At 44.4% G+C, this 16635-nt stretch carries 11 protein-coding genes; 10 read left to right on the top strand and 1 reads right to left on the bottom strand.

Features of this window, described 5'->3' with window-relative positions; all coding sequences use genetic code 11:
• Positions 1-6: 6 nt before the first annotated feature.
• Entirely contained in the window at positions 7-525 is a 519-nt protein-coding gene (locus RTL34_RS01915) for a DUF6586 family protein (RefSeq protein ID WP_312114129.1), read from the top strand.
• A 105-nt stretch (positions 526-630) separates the two neighbouring features.
• Here RTL34_RS01915 and RTL34_RS01910 read toward each other — a convergent pair whose 3' ends face one another.
• Positions 631-3360: a penicillin-binding protein 1A gene (locus RTL34_RS01910; protein WP_312114128.1), complete on the bottom strand. Its 2730-nt coding sequence runs from the start codon at positions 3358-3360 to the stop codon at positions 631-633.
• A gap of 201 nt (positions 3361-3561) precedes the next feature.
• On the opposite strand from RTL34_RS01910, the gene RTL34_RS01905 reads away from it, so the two are divergent.
• From RTL34_RS01905 to gltB, 9 genes are all read left to right on the top strand, one after another.
• Positions 3562-4614, top strand: a complete 1053-nt coding sequence (locus RTL34_RS01905) for a pilus assembly protein PilM (protein ID WP_099807698.1) — start codon at positions 3562-3564, stop codon at positions 4612-4614.
• Positions 4614-5285, top strand: coding sequence for a PilN domain-containing protein (locus tag RTL34_RS01900; RefSeq protein WP_209391456.1), 672 nt, complete (start codon positions 4614-4616; stop codon positions 5283-5285). The genes RTL34_RS01905 and RTL34_RS01900 overlap by 1 nt, the downstream gene beginning before the upstream one ends.
• A 2-nt stretch (positions 5286-5287) precedes the next feature.
• Positions 5288-6046, top strand: coding sequence for a type IV pilus inner membrane component PilO (locus tag RTL34_RS01895; protein ID WP_198510467.1), 759 nt, complete (start codon positions 5288-5290; stop codon positions 6044-6046).
• A complete protein-coding gene (locus RTL34_RS01890) occupies positions 6036-6578 on the top strand; it encodes a pilus assembly protein PilP (protein WP_201664569.1) in 543 nt (180 codons plus the stop codon). The genes RTL34_RS01895 and RTL34_RS01890 overlap by 11 nt, the downstream gene beginning before the upstream one ends.
• A gap of 17 nt (positions 6579-6595) precedes the next feature.
• Positions 6596-8950, top strand: coding sequence for a type IV pilus secretin PilQ (pilQ, locus tag RTL34_RS01885; RefSeq protein WP_312114123.1), 2355 nt, complete (start codon positions 6596-6598; stop codon positions 8948-8950).
• 107 nt (positions 8951-9057) lie between these two features.
• A complete protein-coding gene (locus RTL34_RS01880; RefSeq protein ID WP_312114121.1) occupies positions 9058-9594 on the top strand; it encodes a shikimate kinase in 537 nt (178 codons plus the stop codon).
• A gap of 68 nt (positions 9595-9662) precedes the next feature.
• The gene (gene aroB, locus RTL34_RS01875; RefSeq protein WP_312114119.1) at positions 9663-10760 is read left to right on the top strand and encodes a 3-dehydroquinate synthase; all 1098 of its coding nucleotides are present in this window, start codon (positions 9663-9665) and stop codon (positions 10758-10760) included.
• A gap of 69 nt (positions 10761-10829) precedes the next feature.
• On the top strand, positions 10830-11813 hold the full coding sequence (locus RTL34_RS01870) for a hypothetical protein (RefSeq protein WP_312114117.1): 984 nt from the start codon (positions 10830-10832) through the stop codon (positions 11811-11813).
• Between the two features lie 222 nt (positions 11814-12035).
• The gene (gltB, locus tag RTL34_RS01865; protein ID WP_312114115.1) at positions 12036-16505 is read left to right on the top strand and encodes a glutamate synthase large subunit; all 4470 of its coding nucleotides are present in this window, start codon (positions 12036-12038) and stop codon (positions 16503-16505) included.
• Positions 16506-16635 lie beyond the last annotated feature (130 nt).

The following is a 16635-nucleotide window of genomic DNA, read 5'->3' as shown; positions in this document are numbered from 1 at the left end:
AACAATATGGCAGGTCGTGTTGCACGTTATCAAGCAGATAGAACTAATCAAAAAATGTATTTTTGCCGAATTTATTGTCAGCAAGCTGAACAGACGCCAAAAGGGCAATTACAGGAAGCACATATTGAAAGTGCGCTCATGCATTTGTACGGCGGCTATTTGGCATTTTTACAAGAAGTAGCGCGCTATTATAATTTAACTATGCTAAATCCGAGTTTGCAATCAATTAGTGAGGCGTTGGAGGCTAAAACCCAAGTATCACCTGAAGTGATGCGGTTAAACCAACTATTAGCTAATGATTATTTGGGTGATATCGAAAAAGCATGGCAGCAGATTATCTATAAACCTGTGCCACAGAATCTTGGAAATGAGAGTGATGAAAGCAACAAAAATGCTAAACTGCCAGTGATTGATGTTATGGCAAGCCCATCAAGTACCAATATTTCAGTCGATATGATTCGCCAATGGCGTGGCGATTTGGTGGATACGATCGATAGTTTGCGAGAAGGGATGATTGAGTTTTAATCGTTTAATCAATTTTGGTATTTATCACATTGTTACTTATCCCATTAATACTTATCAAAGACCATAAAAAAGCTCGATAATTAATCGAGCTTTTTTATTAACGACTCATTCGTTTAGTGGTTTATTGCTATTTAACTGAGCGTAGTTGATATTGTTACCCGTCGTGGGCATCGGCACGGATGCTTGTTCCTCAGGGCGTTTTCGGGTAACCGCTTGCGGGGGTTTACTGTCATCACGGGTGATTTCATTGCCCTTGCTATCGACGCGTCTAGTACCATTGTCAGTAAGCTCAATGGTTTCCTGCTCTTGTTTTTTGGATTTGGCGCGATTATTCACTGATACCCATTCCACAGGTTGACCTTTGAGCATTTTAGAGGTGAAATCCATCCAAATAGGTAGCGCCGCCACGCCACCAAATTCTTTTTTACCCATACCGATCGGTTGGTCAAAACCGACCCAAACTGTCGTCACCATTCTAGGGTGGATACCAGCAAACCACGCATCTTTGGCATCATTGGTAGTACCTGTCTTGCCACCCAAATCTGAGCGACCTAGCGCCCGCGCCTTAATCGCAGTACCGCGCTGGATGACATCACGTAAGATATTGGCCATTTGGAATGCCACATTAGAAGAAAGAATACGGGGCGCTTGCTGCGCTGGAATATACTGAATAGGCATGGGTTTTAGCTTATCAGTGTCGGGACCGGCATCATATAGTTGCGCTTCAAGGGACGCTTGGCGTGCTAGCATTTGCTGAGTGCTGGCTTCTAATGCCGCTTCTTCTTTGCTAAGTTTTTTCTTATCTTGTTTGTTTAAACTGTCTTGTTCGTTGGTTTTAGCCAGTGGGTTTGCGTTGAATAAATCAGATTTTTCAGTCGCTTTATCGCCTGCTTGCGTGTCTTTACTTTGGCCACTTAACAAAGCAGTTTGTTGTTCTTGGAAGGCGGTTAAGTTATCTTCATTGGTTTGCTGTAAATCATTGTTAAAACATACTGCACAGGCTTGTTTTGGATTGGCTTGGTATTGCAGCTTACCGTTGTAGTCAAAAATTTGCTGAATAAAATAAGGTTGAATACGGTGACCGCCGTTGGCAAAGGTCGCATAGCCCGTAGCCATCTGTAATGGGGTCGCTTCACCAGAACCGAGTGCCAATGATAAGGTGTTTGGCATGCGTTCTTTTTCCAACCCAAATTCATTGAGTAGCTCACGCGTATCAGAGATACCCGCTGAACGTAGTACCCGAATCGATACTAAGTTACGTGATAGGTATAAACCTTTACGCAGTGGAATCATCCCCAAATTGCGACCATCTGAGTTCTTGGGTTTCCATGAGCCGACGGTCAATGGATCATCAGATATCATGGTATCTGGGCTAAAGCCTTTTTCTAGGGCAGTGGTATAGACTAATGGCTTGATAGTTGAGCCTGGTTGGCGATAACCTTGAATCGCGCGGTTAAATTTACTTTTATTAAAATCAAAGCCACCAACGACCGCAAGTAACGCGCCAGTTTCTGGATTGACCGATACTAGGCTACCTTCAACGGCTGGAATTTGCACCAAGCTCCAGCTGGTGTTGTCAGCATTTGATGTGACATACACAATATCATGCAGGTTGACGATGTTGTTGGAGATAAATGCTGAGTTGGGATTGCGATAGTGCAGCGTCGCCCAGCGCATGTTTGACCAAGGCACTTTAATCTGGGTACCGTCTTTCATAACCGCATCAAAGCCATTGCCAGGATAGACTTTGGTGACTTCAACCGGATAAAAAGAATGGATAACCGGGAAATTGGCAAGCTTGCCAAGTTTTTCTTTATCTTTTGTATTAGCAGGGGCGCCACGCCAACCGTGGCGGCGATCATAGGCAAATAGACCGCGTTTAATGGCGTTTTCTGCAATTTCTTGTGCTTCACTATTAATGGTAAGTTTCACACGCCAGCCCGAATTGATGACAGCTTCGCCATATTGCTCCACCAATGAGGCACGGGTCATTTCCGCCAAATACGGTAAGTTTTTATCAAGCTTTGCTTGGTATAGGCGCAGTCCAATGGGTGCGGCAACCGCTTCGTCGTGTTGCGCTTGGCTAATCGCGCCATTTTTAAGCATCTGACCCAAAATCCAGTTACGCCGCTCTAAGGCGCGCTCAGGGTTGGCAACAGGATTGTATTTTGATGGCGCTTTTGGCAGACCGGCAATCATTGCCATTTCTGCAATGGTTAGGTTATTTAATGATTTACTATAATATTGCTTAGCGGCAGCTTTAATCCCATACGCACCTTGACCCAAATAGATTTTATTAACATATAAGGTCATGATGTCTTGTTTAGACAGCTTTTCTTCAATTTTACGGGCTAAAAATAACTCCGTTAATTTACGATTAAGGGTACGTTCGGAGGATAAAAAATAATTTTTGGCAACCTGTTGGGTAATCGTCGACCCACCTGTCTGGCTATCGTCGTCGCTCACCGCTTCGGTCAGTGCGCGCCCGATACCCTTAATACTGATACCACTGTGCTGAAAAAATGACGAATCTTCGGCTGCTAAAAAAGCATTCACCATATTTTTGGGAATTTGCTCATAACTCACTGGCAGAGACATATCATTACCGTATTGACCAATTAATTGGTTATCCTCGGTATAGATTTGTAGTGGCATTGATAGCTTGGCTTTTTTAAGGTCATCTAAGCTTGGTAGGCTAGGTGATATATACATCGCCATACCATAAAAACCGATGGGGAAAGCTAATACCAAAATAAAAAGAAACGCTAAAATTGCAACCAAAAGATTGAGTAAAAATTTCATCCAAGTAAAGGTAGCAGCAGTCGACTGGGTCATAAAGTCATTAGCTCAAAGCAAAATAAAGCTTTATTATACCTAAAAAAATTTGAGTTCTGTGAAAAATCTATTTTGCTTTTCGCTTGTTTTTAAACCAGCTAATAAATTAGTCATAACTAAAGGTTGAATCAAATAAATTTCTAAAGTATTGTAGCGTAGTAAAAATCACGTTACTGAACTTAGTATACAAGGAACATACTTGTGAGGTTATTTACAAAAAACAACAAGCTAGTCGTTGGGGTAGATATCACCACCACTGCGATCAAAATGGTTGAAATAACACGGCAGCAAGGTCTATTTCATTTAAGAAATTACGGCATTGAACCGTTACCCCGCGGTGCTGTTGTTGATAAAAATATTGTAGATATTGAAGCGGTCAGTGACGCCCTCGCAAGATTATCTCGTAGCAGAGGTTTTTCCAGCAAAAATATTGCGACAGCCGTAGCAGGCTCTTCGGTTATTAGCAAAATCATTGAGATGGAAGCGGATCTCACAGAGCTTGAACGAGAATCCCTTATACGTCTAGATGCTGACCAATATATTCCCTATCCTTTATCAGAAGTTAATTTAGATTTTGAAGTGATTGGCCCTTCAGCTACGCCTGATATGTGTAAGGTATTGTTAGTTGCCTCTCGCACTGAAAACGTTGACCAACGTGTCGACGCGGGTGCTTTGGCGGGGCTGGATACTAAAATTGTGGATGTGGAGTCTTACGCAGTTGAACGCGCCTTTCAATTGATGGTCGATAGCTTGCCAGGTCAACCTCAGCATATAGCCCTTATTGATATCGGGCACAGCCAAACCACGCTTTATATTGCAAAGGACGGGGAGTTTGTATACAGCCGTGAACAGCTTTTTGGCGGTGCCCAGTTAACTGAAAGTATTCAAAATCGTTATGGTTTGACGTTCGAGGAGGCGATGATTAATAAGCGCACCCTGTCATTGCCAGATGATTACTATACGGATGTGTTACTGCCATTTTTAGATGCCATTGTGCAGCAAATTACCCGCTCGCTGCAGTTTTATTTTTCATCCAGCCAAAATAGCCAAGTAGACTATATTTTGTTGGGTGGTGGTAGTGCCAGCATTGCGGGTCTAGCGAACATGGTTGAACAAAAACTTGGTACCCGCACAGGTATTGCCAATGCATTTTCAAATATGACGATTAATAACCATATCAACACTGAATTACTGATTATGGACGCGCCAAGCTTAATAGCAGCTTGTGGCTTGGCGTTACGGAGTTTTGATTAATGGCAAAGATTAACTTACTTCCTTGGCGTCAAGAACTTCGTGAACAAAGAAACCGTGAGTTTATGACTTTAGTGGTTGCGGTATTATTATTATCACTACTTGGTGCCTTTGCGGCATGGAGTTACTATAAAAACACCCTAGAAAACCAGCAGCTTGCTAATGAGCGCATCAAACAAGAAAACGCTAATTTAGACAAGGCGTTAAAAGAAATCCAAACCCTCGAGCAGCAGCGTGATGATATCATCGCGCGTATGAAAGTGATTCAAGACTTGCAAGGCCGTCGCCCTGTCCCTGTCCGTATTTGGGAAGATATTGCCAGAATTATCCCCGCACAAATGTATTTAACCAGTATGAAGCGTGAAGCTGATACCATCACCTTTACCGGTCAAGCCGACAACCCGAATGTGATTTCAACATTTATGCGCAGTCTTGATGGGACGCAGTGGTTAGAAAAATCGGCTGTGGTCAGTATACAGCAGCCCAATGCGGTGGCTTATCAAGCACCCACACCCGCACCTGCTGCTGGTAACATCAGTGCTAGCAGTACCAGCGCAACATTACCAGAAGCCAATTACGTGACTTTTGTGGTAACAACCATGGTTAAGCAAACCGACATCGCCAGTGCCACCGCTGCAAGTGGCGTTGCGGCAAGTGCGAGTAAGGAGAAATAACGGTGAAATTAACCAATCCGCTAAAAAGACCGAAACTCGTCAAAAAACCCGTTCACATTACCGCAAAAAAATCGTTTGATGTTAAAGCCTTTACCGAAAGCTTTAAATCCCTAGACCAAAATAATTATGGTAGCTGGCCTGTGCCTGTTAAGGTTACCGTATTGCTATTTATGGTTGCTGTTATCGCCTTTTTAACTTGGTTTCTACCTATTAGTACCAAACGTGATGAGATTGCCGCTGCCGAAGCCGAGCAGCAAACCTTGTTAGATGAATATCGCCAAAAAGAATCCAAAGCACGTCATCTAAAAGAATATCAAGCGCAAGTATCAAAAATGCAGTCTGATTTTAAAGAACTGCTCAATCAATTACCCAAAGACACCCGTATTTCTGACTTGGTGGATGGCATTAATATGGTTGGTGTGGGCAGTAACATTAAATTTCAGGATATCAAAGTTGAACCCGAAGTCTCCCAAGAGTTCTTTATTGAGCAGCCAATTCGTATTGCCGCTTTAGGAGATTATCACCAATTTGGCTCATTCATTAGTGGTCTAGCTAAACTACCTCGGATTATTACCCTGCATGACTTTGAGGTCACCAACCCTAGTCCTAGCCTAGACAAGCTACCAGAAACCAATCTTGTTTTGAACGTTAAAACTTATCGTTCAAAAGAGCTAAATGAAGAAGAATTAAAGAAGGCACAAAAAGATAATCAAAAAAATTCAGCGGGACCTGACAATAAGGAAGCGAATAATGGCAATTAATAAAAAACCGCTCTCTATTTGCTTAGCCCTATTAGCCCTATTAGCCCTGTTATCTGGCTGTACCGACCGTGTGGGTTTGGCAGAGCAACAAATGCAGGACATCCGTAACCAGCCTGCGCAACCGGTAAAGCCACCACCGACACCCGAAGTGGTACAGGAGTTTAATTATAGCGCTTCACCGCTGCGTAGTCCATTTATGCCGCCCAGTTTAATGCTGCAAGCCAATCAAGTACAGCAAATGAAAGGGGTGAGACCGGATGTGTCCCGACTCAAAGAGCCACTTGAACAATTTGAGTTGAATGAGCTTACCTATAAAGGTACGATGGTGTCATCATCTGGCGAGGTGTATGGTCTTGTGCAACGCCCAGATGGGGGGATTGCCAGTGTCAAAGTGGGTAATTATATGGGTAAAAATGAGGGGCGTATTGCAGAGATTACCCCAACCCAAATTAACTTAATTGAAATCATACCAGACAGTCGTGTCGGCTATGTCGAAAAAGCAAACTCAATTGTTGCCGCAGTTAGTCAATAAAACAAAGGGATAATTCAATGAATTTTAATGCCTATCCATTTCGAACTTCAACGTCTAAGCTTGCGGTAGCGATGAGTGCGATGTTAGTATCTAGCAGTGTGTTTGCAGCTGATACGATTAGAAATATCTCGGTTACCACGCCGAGCGCTGTGCTAACAGAACTCAATGTCGACTTCGCTAACAGTGCTGTGACGCCGACAGCTTATGAGCTTGCTTCACCCACACGACTGGTGTTGGATTTTCCCAATGTGAATAATCAAATTTCATCACGGATGCAAACTTATAACAAAGGCTATGTCAACAATGTCACAACGCTGACCAATGACAGTATGACACGTATGATTATTGAACTGTCAAATCAAGCGACTTATAGTACGCGTGTGGTCAATAATCGCCTTGTTGTCTCCATGCAGCCGAAGGGAAGCACCCCTGCAGTAACCACTGTAGCTACCAATCCCGCAATCGTTACACCTGTGGTGACTACCCCCGTCGTTGTGAGTCAGCCCGCAGTAGTAGCGCCTGCTGTCGTCGTGACTGAACCTGTTCCTGCCCCTGTGATTGTCACGCCGCCACCTGTGGTCGTGCAAACGCCGCCACCTGTTGCCGTCGTGACCCAAACACCAAAAGTCGCGCCACCCGCCAATACCATGGTAGTCAAAGTCAATCCTTTATTAAATCCTGCTGCCGCGGTTGTTCAACAATATAACTATGATGGTCTAGCGGCGATTAATTTTAATGGCACCTCGAACGGCGGCGGTAATATTAGCATCAATTTGGTAAATGACAGTATCCCTGTGGATGTGCAGCGCATGGGTGATGAGTTGGTCATTCGTCTGACAGGCGCTACCATTCCAAGTCGCCTACAAAAACAAATGACCGTAGGTAATGGCTTGGTGCGTGATGTTATCGCAACCAACCAAGGACGCAATGGCGTGATTCGTGTTGCCATGACAGGCGATTATGACTATAAAGCCTTTCAAACAGGTAATCAGCTAAATATCAATATCGATCCCCCCAAACGTCTGCGCGAGCCGACCCTTGAAGAACGTACCTATAGTGGGGCGCCTTTATCACTAGAGTTTCAAGATGTCAGCGTGCGGACGATTTTAGAAGTTTTGGCACAACATACCAATACCAATATTGTTGCCAGTGACAGTGTCAGTGGTAATATTACCTTGCGTCTGATTAACGTGCCTTGGGATCAAGCCTTAGATATTATCCTAAAAAGTAAAAATTTGGATAAACGGGTTAATGGTAATGTAATTTGGGTGGCACCCGCGGCAGAACTTGCAAAACAAGAAGCCGATGAGTTAAAAGCGCAACAAGAGAAAAAAGTATTAGACCCCCTGCGTACCGAATATATCCGACTCAACTATGCCAAAGCAGAAAATGTACGAACATTGATTGAAGCAGGCAGAGCAACATCCGATCGTTCGAGCAGCAATACCTCACTGTTAACAGACAGAGGTACAGTTACAATCGATGCCAGAACCAATACCTTGATTGTTAAAGATACGGCTGAAACCATCAGCAACATCCGTGATTTGATTAGTAAAATCGATATCGCCGTCAAACAAGTGATGATTGAAGCCCGCATTGTGAGTGCGACAGACACCTTTAGTAAAGAACTTGGGGTAAAATGGGGCATTTTATCACAAGGCGCGGCAAGTAATCGTAACCTGTTGGTGGGTGGTAATTTAAGTACCATTGATAGCCTTAAGACTTATACCACGGCTACAAATGCCGATGGTACCACTTATCCAGTCTATAGCGGTATCACTGCCGCTAATAACCTCAGTGTCAATTTGGGGGCAACCAACGCCGCAGGCTCGATTGCCTTTGGCTTGTTGAGCATTTCAGATTTACTATTAGATTTAGAATTGTCAGCCATGCAAGCGGATAACAAGGGTGAAGTCATCTCCAGTCCAAAAGTGCTAACCGCCGACAAACAAACCGCCAGAATCATGTCAGGCACACAAATCCCTTATCAAGAAGCCTCTGCCAGTGGGGCGACCTCAACGAGCTTTGTCGAAGCGGCATTGAGTCTTGAAGTGACCCCTAATATCACCCCTGAAGGTCGTATTGGCATGGATTTGAGTATTGAAAATGGTTCACCAACTATCGTCAATGGGGCCACAGCGGTTTCTAAAGATTCGATTAAAACCAACGTGGTCGTCGATGATGGTCAAACGGTTGTGCTCGGTGGCGTGTTTAAAAATACCTTAGGTAACGATGTGACTAAAATACCTTTCTTAGGCGATTTACCTTATGTTGATCGCTTCTTTAAACGCACCTCAAAAACCAACAACAAGCAAGAATTATTGATTTTTGTGACCCCAAAATTGGTGAATGACACAGGTAGTATCAATTAATTGACAACCCAACAGACGTTTTGTATAACAAAATAGTCTTATAGCACATTGCCACAAATCACAGTATAATGTTTTCAATATATTATAGAGTGATTTGTGGTTTTTTTATGGAGTGTAATCAACCTAAGCCGTTAATTATTTTGATTGGTCCGATGGGTGCGGGTAAGACCACAATTGGTAAACTGTTGGCGCAGCAACTTGGATTTACGTTTTATGACAGTGATCAGGAAATAGAACGCGTCTCGGGCGCGAGTATTAGCTGGATTTTTGAAAAAGAGGGTGAAGTAGGGTTTCGCCAACGCGAAACACGTGTACTTGATAAACTAACCCAGCTGGATCATGTCGTACTAGCCACAGGCGGTGGGGCAGTAACGATCGCTGAAAATCACCATTTTTTAAAACGTGGTATAATCATTTATTTGCGGGCAGAAGTTGACATTCAGTATGAACGCACTTGTCGTGACCGCAACCGTCCGTTATTACAAATAGACAATCCTAAGCAAAAGTTAACCGAACTGTTTTGTAAACGTGACCCAATTTATCAGCAGCTTGCCGATATCACCGTTGTTACGGGTCACAGTTCCCCAAAAAAAATGGTGCATGACATTTTGCTGCAATTGCAAGACACCAATATAACCGTCTAAATGTAGCACTATAGGTATGACAAGCTAATTGATGACAACCTACTAGATGCCAAAAAGATAACATTGATATGAGTACTGCCATGCGCCGTGAGTTAATTGTCCATACACGTTCACACGACTATCCCATTTTTATCGGGGAAAATCTCATCGAAACCTTTGATTTTGCTGACTATATTGGTGGCAAACAAATATTGGTTGTCACCAATGAGACAGTTGCACCTTTATATCTTGATAAACTCGTTGCACGTCTGCCTGCCGATAAACTCATTAAGACTTGTATTTTACCTGATGGTGAGCAGTATAAAACCCAGCAAAGCATTGATAGAATTTATGATCAGTTGATGGAAAATCACTTTAACCGTGACTGTACGCTGATTGCCCTTGGTGGTGGCGTCATTGGTGATATGGTGGGTTTTGCGGCAGCAAGTTTTATGCGCGGTGTGAATTTTATCCAAATTCCCACAACGTTGTTATCGCAAGTGGATTCTAGCGTCGGCGGTAAAACAGGCATCAATCATCGCTTGGGCAAAAATATGATTGGCGCGTTTTGGCAGCCGCGTCTTGTTTTGGCAGATATGACCACCTTAAAAACCTTGCCACCGCGTGAACTATCAGCAGGGTTAGCAGAAGTCATTAAATACGCGTTAATCGGCGATGTGGCGTTTTTGGCTTGGCTTGAAACCCATATAACGTCGTTACGCACGCTCGATTTGAATTTGTTAGCCCAAGCCGTACTGATTTCTTGCCAGCATAAAGCGGATATTGTGGCGCAAGATGAGTTTGAAGCCAATACGCGTGCGCTGCTTAATTTTGGTCATACCTTTGGGCATGTGATTGAAACGCATGAAGGTTATGGCAATTGGCTGCATGGTGAAGCAGTCGCGGTAGGCATGATTCAGGCGATGCAGTTGTCACAAAAACAAGGGTGGCTTAGCGCGGATGATGTTGACAGAGCTAGCTCTTTAATCGCCCGTGCTGATTTACCCACCCATCCGCCAGCCATCGAGGTCAATACGGCGCTGGATTTGATGGGTCATGATAAAAAAGTCAAATCCGGCAAAATTCGTCTAGTATTACTAGAACAATTGGGACAAGCGGTATTAACGTCAGCGTATGATCCAGCGTTACTAACAGACGTGCTGGCTTTGACTGACAAACCTAATTGATATAAATTTTATAGATGGGTTAAAGCGTCATATCGGGCGTTAACCTTACCTCAGACAGAAGGTTGTTTTATGGTGCATTCTTTATCTACGCTGTATCGTTCATGGGCATTTAAAGTGACCACTTGGCTGATTTTAGCGGCGATTGCAGGGGGCTTGACGGTCGTGGTGTGGATTGCCTCTGCGGTAAAGCCTGCCAAAAGTGCGGTGAAAGCGGCGAGTAATGCCAATCAAAATCAAGATCCCACCGCGCTCCTATTGGCCAAAACACCTGAAGAGCTTAATACCGAGGTTAGGCCCATCAAATTTGATGCCGTGATTCGTGATATGCGCAACTATCCCAAAGAATTTAAGGACAGTCGCTTTATCAAGGCCAATAACGGGAAATGGACAGTTCAAGTCATGAACGTGGTGGAGCACGAAGTGGTCACCGATTACCTAAATAGCCGTGACGATCGTGATAAATTTAATTATTTTCGTATCGTCGATGCCCATAACCAAAAACGCTTTGTGGTCACTTATGGCGTATTTGGCTCAGTACAAGAAGCGGTTGGCGCAGCTAAAGTAGTGAATTTTAATTTACCAAAAGAAGTTAAGGCATTTCCTGAAGAATTTAAAATGTATGCCCCACAAATGGATGAGTATGAAGTCGCGCCGCCACTTCGTGATGTCGGTAAGACAGCCGCGCGGGAAGTCAAGCTAAACGCCACACCAAAATTATTGCCCGCACCAAAAGCTAAAGTTGAACGACAACCACAAGCTGCGACTTCCACAGCAGCAGAACCAAAACGCGTAGCACCAAAAACTAGCATTGAAAAGTCAGCCAATCCGCAAGAGACCCTTTCTATTCAGGAAGGTAAAGTGATTGCTGAAAGCAACAGTAACGACTCAAATACTACTCGTTCAGAACCAAAAGTTATCAATAGCAAGAACGATAATGCTGACGTTAAATCCAAACAAACCCACAACAAGCCGTCTGAAGAAAAGCCAAAATCCAAAGATGCCTCAAAGGATAGCATGGGCGAGTTAATCAAGCAGAAGTCCCAAGCTAACTAGTGACTTTAGACGGGTTGGTTAGTTTTGGAATTCAAATAACAGTGGATTTTTTTACCCTTTTTCGTTAATATAACGAAGGGTATCATTTTGATTTCTTATGGTACATATAGATAACAAACATGACAGTTATCTATTCCAATCTTTTATGATTCAATAGCAAACATTGCACATATTTATAGTATGCCCATTTCTTTGCTACCAGCTTGTTAAGGGAACACGCTTATGTCTTCAAATCAGTATTCAGATCAGCATAATCTTTACCAACCCGATGTGTTCAAAGACAACTGTGGGTTTGGTTTGATTGCGCATACCCATGGTGAAGCTAGTCATGACTTAGTGCAAACAGCGATTCATAGTTTAAGCTGTATGACCCACCGCGGTGGCGTGGCAGCCGATGGTAAGACAGGCGATGGTTGTGGTCTATTGATTGCGACGCCCAAGGTATTCTTTAAAAAAATCGCATCAGACAATGGCTTTACCCTAAACGAAATTTTTGCCGTCGGCACGGTATTTGTTAACCTCGACAAAGCATTAGCACAGCATAGCCAAGATACACTAAGCCAAGCGATTGAAGCACAAGGTTTGCTAGTCGCTGGCTGGCGTGATGTGCCGGTTGATTTAAGTATCGTCGGTGACATTGCCCGTGAATCACTCCCGGGCTTTAAACAAATTTTAGTCAATTGCCCAATCAATATGGACGAGGCAACCTTTAACCGTAAATTATTCGTTGCACGCCGCAAAGCAGAAATCGAACTGAAAGATGATCCGTTATTTTATGTGACTTCATTGACCTCACAAGTGGTTATCTATAAAGGCTTGGTTATGCCTGCCGATTTACCCGCGTTCTTCTTGGATTTGCAAGACGAACGTTTGGCGTCACACATTGTGGTATTCCACCAACGTTTCTCAACCAATACCCTACCAAGATGGCCACTGGCACAGCCTTTTCGCTATCTTGCCCACAATGGTGAATTAAACACGATTGATGGTAACCGTGACTGGGCGGTCGCTCGTACGCCAAAATTTGTCACCGATTTGATTCCAGAGCTGCAAGAATTACAGCCACTAGTCAACCGTGTCGGCTCTGACTCATCAAGCTTAGACAATATGCTTGAAGTACTGGTGTCAGGGGGCATGGATTTATTCCGTGCGCTTTCTATCCTTGTGCCGCCAGCATGGCAAAATGTTGACACGATGGACATGGATTTACGCGCGTTTTATGAGTTTTACTCACAGCACATGGAAGCGTGGGATGGTCCAGCCGGTCTAGTGATCCAAGATGGTCGCTATGCGGTTTGTATGCTTGACCGCAATGGTTTGCGTCCCTCACGTTGGGTGACTACCAAAAATGGCTATATCACCGTGGCTTCAGAAATCGGCACTTGGGATTATCAACCTGAAGACGTGATTGCTAAAGGTCGCGTCGGACCGGGGCAAATGCTAGTAATTGACACTGAAACTGGTAACATCATGGACACCAAAGCAGTGGGTCGTCAGCTGAAAAAAGCCCACCCATATCGCCTATGGTTACGGGAAAATGCGGTACGTCTACGGGATGATGAACAGCTAGAAGAAAAAGCTTACGAGCAACGTGAAACAGGCGAGAACCTGTTAGCACTGCAAAAAATGTTTCATATCACCAATGAAGAACGCACAGAAATCATCCGTCCTTCAGCCGAAAACGGTCAAGAAGCCGTTGGCTCAATGGGGGATGATACCCCGATGGCGGTACTGTCAAAACAAGTTCGTCACGTGGCTGATTTCTTCCGTCAACAATTCGCTCAGGTTACCAACCCACCAATCGATCCTCTGCGCGAAGCGATTGTGATGTCATTGGAAACTTGTTTGGGTAGCGAAAAGAATATTTTTGAACCCACGCCAGACCATGCCAACCGTATCGTGTTGTCATCGCCTGTGTTGTCATCGAGCAAAATGATGCAACTGCGCAGCGTCACAAAACCAGGTTTTGAAATTGAAACCATTGATTTAAATTATGATGAATCAATGCCATTAGAAGATGCCATCAAACACATCTGTGAGCAAGCTGCTCAAGCGGTACGCGCAGGTAAAGTATTGATTGTATTATCTGACCGCAATATTGAAAAAAGTAAAGTACCTGCCAATGCTATTATGGTGACAGGTGCGGTGCATCATCACCTGATTAATGTAGGTTTACGCGCAGATGCCAACTTAATCATCGAAACAGGTTTGGTACGTGATTCTCACCAATTAGCGGTCTTGTTAGGGTTTGGTGCTACCGCGGTTTATCCATACTTGGCTTACAATGTGATTGCAGACTTGGTCGATAAAGGCGACTTGCTTGGTGATCCGCTTTACGCCAAAAATAACTTCCGCAAAAGCTTGGATAAAGGCTTATTAAAAATCCTATCAAAAATGGGTATTTCCACCGTCTCTTCTTACCGCGGCGCGCAATTGTTTGAAGCCGTGGGTTTGTCAGAAGAAGTGGTTGAGCTTTGCTTTACTGGGGTTGAAAGCCGTATCTCAGGTGCCACGTTTGACGATTTGGCGATTGACCAACAAATCTTGGCAAACAATGCCTTTACCAAACGTGTACCGCTTGACCAAGGCGGTTTGTTAAAATTTGTCTTTAACAAAGAATACCACGCCTTCAACCCAGATGTGATTCAAGCGCTACATAAAGCGGTACGCACGGGTGACTACGACAACTACAAAGAATATGCGTCGATTGTCAACAGCCGCCCTGTCGCGACGTTACGTGATTTGCTGCAGTTAGATACCAGTCAATCCATCAGTGTTGATGACGTTGAGCCTATTGAACAAATCCTAAAACGCTTTGACTCAGCAGGTATGTCATTAGGCGCCTTGTCGCCAGAGGCACACGAGGCGATTGCAACCGCGATGAACACGATTGGCGGACGTTCAAACTCGGGTGAGGGCGGTGAAGATCCCACACGTTATGGCACGATTCGTAACTCAAAAATCAAACAAGTCGCCTCAGGTCGTTTCGGGGTCACACCGGCTTACTTGCGTTCTGCAGAAGTGATGCAGATTAAAATCGCGCAGGGGGCAAAACCCGGTGAAGGCGGTCAGTTGCCGGGTGGTAAAGTAAATAGCTTAATTGCGCGTTTGCGTTACTCAGTGCCAGGTGTGACCTTGATTTCACCACCGCCACATCATGATATTTATTCGATTGAAGACTTGGCGCAGCTAATTTTTGACTTAAAACAAGTCAATCCAAACGCGCTTGTGTCAGTCAAATTGGTGTCGCGCCCAGGCGTAGGTACCATTGCAACGGGTGTGGCAAAAGCGTATGCCGATTTGATTACCATTTCAGGGTATGATGGTGGTACCGCAGCGTCACCCTTGTCGTCAATTCACTATGCAGGCTCGCCTTGGGAATTGGGCTTATCTGAAGCGCACCAATCGCTTCGTGTCAACGGGTTACGTCATAAAGTACGCGTGCAAACAGATGGTGGTTTAAAAACGGGTTTAGACGTAGTAAAAGCAGCAATACTGGGAGCGGAAAGCTTCGGTTTTGGTACCACGCCGATGATTGCCGTGGGCTGTAAATACCTGCGTATCTGTCACCTAAATAACTGCCCAACGGGCGTGGCAACGCAAAAATCAGAACTGCGCGATGAGCATTTCATCGGTGAAGCAGAGATGCTGATTAATTTCTTTAGATTTGTGGCACAAGAAACCCGCGAGTGGTTAGCGGCATTGGGCGTGCGTTCAATGGAAGAGCTTGTGGGTCGCACCGACTTGCTATCAGCCATGTCAGGCACTACCAACAAGCAACAACACCTAAACTTAGCGCCGCTATTATTTACCCATAGCAAAGGCGATGGCAAACCACAAACTTGCCAAGTTGAGCGCAATGAGCCATTTGACAAAGGCTTGCTTGCTGAGCAAATGGTTATCGATATGATGGAGACCATCAAATCAGCCAAAGGTGGTGACTTTAGCTATCGTATTGGCAACTGTGACCGTTCCATCGGTGCGCGTATCTCAGGGGAGATTGCTGCGCTGCATGGCAACAATGGTATGGCAAGCGCGCCAATCAACTTGCACTTAACCGGCACCGCGGGTCAAAGTTTAGGTGTGTGGAATGCAGGCGGTTTAAACATTAAGCTTGAGGGGGATGCCAACGACTACGTAGGTAAAGGCATGGCAGGGGGTGAAATCGTGATTTACCCACCAAAAGGCTCGACGTTTGCTAGCCAGCAAACCGCTATCATCGGTAACACCTGTTTGTATGGTGCCACAAGTGGTCATCTATATGCAGCAGGTACTGCAGGTGAACGTTTTGCGGTGCGTAATTCAGGTTGTTTTGCGGTGGTTGAAGGTACCGGTGACCACTGCTGTGAATACATGACGGGCGGTGTGGTGACGGTGTTGGGTAAAACCGGTCTCAACTTCGGTGCTGGTATGACAGGGGGTTTTGCTTACGTACTTGATTTAGATGGCGATTTCTTTGACCGTTGTAACCATGAGCTTATCGATATGCATCGTATTTCAAGTGAGCAAACAGAAAATCACCGTATCAACTTGATGTCGATTATCAAAACTCACGTAGCAAAAACAGGTAGCCAATGGGGTCAAACCATCCTTGACGACTTTGAGCATTATGTTCGTAAGTTCTATTTGGTCAAACCAAAAGCCGCGAACATTACTTCGCTACTAAAAACGACCATGGCAGACCCACAATAAGCGATTGTGTAGCATAATTTGATGATATTGGATTGCTAAAGGTAGCGCGTGACCAGCGCTCTACCTTTAACTTAAATTTTAAAAGTTCGCTGTCAAGCAGGTCGGTATACAGTGAATCGCTGGATACCAC

The organism is Moraxella sp. CTOTU47915 (assembly GCF_031986685.1).
GTDB classification, from domain to species: Bacteria; Pseudomonadota; Gammaproteobacteria; order Pseudomonadales; family Moraxellaceae; genus Faucicola; species Faucicola tetraodonis.
The sequence above is the reverse complement of the archived record's forward strand: the minus strand, read 5'-3'. Positions and strand labels throughout refer to the sequence as shown.

Excerpts from the sequence above, each read along its gene's own strand:
- gltB (WP_312114115.1), top strand. The coding sequence starts at position 12,036 with ATGTCTTCAAATCAGTATTCAGATCAGCATAATCTTTACCAACCCGAT.
- RTL34_RS01915 (WP_312114129.1), top strand. The coding sequence starts at position 7 with ATGGCAGGTCGTGTTGCACGTTATCAAGCAGATAGAACTAATCAAAAA.
- RTL34_RS01910 (WP_312114128.1), bottom strand. The coding sequence starts at position 3,360 with ATGACCCAGTCGACTGCTGCTACCTTTACTTGGATGAAATTTTTACTC.
- RTL34_RS01880 (WP_312114121.1), top strand. The coding sequence starts at position 9,058 with ATGGAGTGTAATCAACCTAAGCCGTTAATTATTTTGATTGGTCCGATG.
- RTL34_RS01900 (WP_209391456.1), top strand. The coding sequence starts at position 4,614 with ATGGCAAAGATTAACTTACTTCCTTGGCGTCAAGAACTTCGTGAACAA.
- RTL34_RS01890 (WP_201664569.1), top strand. The coding sequence starts at position 6,036 with ATGGCAATTAATAAAAAACCGCTCTCTATTTGCTTAGCCCTATTAGCC.
- RTL34_RS01870 (WP_312114117.1), top strand. The coding sequence starts at position 10,830 with ATGGTGCATTCTTTATCTACGCTGTATCGTTCATGGGCATTTAAAGTG.
- pilQ (WP_312114123.1), top strand. The coding sequence starts at position 6,596 with ATGAATTTTAATGCCTATCCATTTCGAACTTCAACGTCTAAGCTTGCG.
- aroB (WP_312114119.1), top strand. The coding sequence starts at position 9,663 with ATGAGTACTGCCATGCGCCGTGAGTTAATTGTCCATACACGTTCACAC.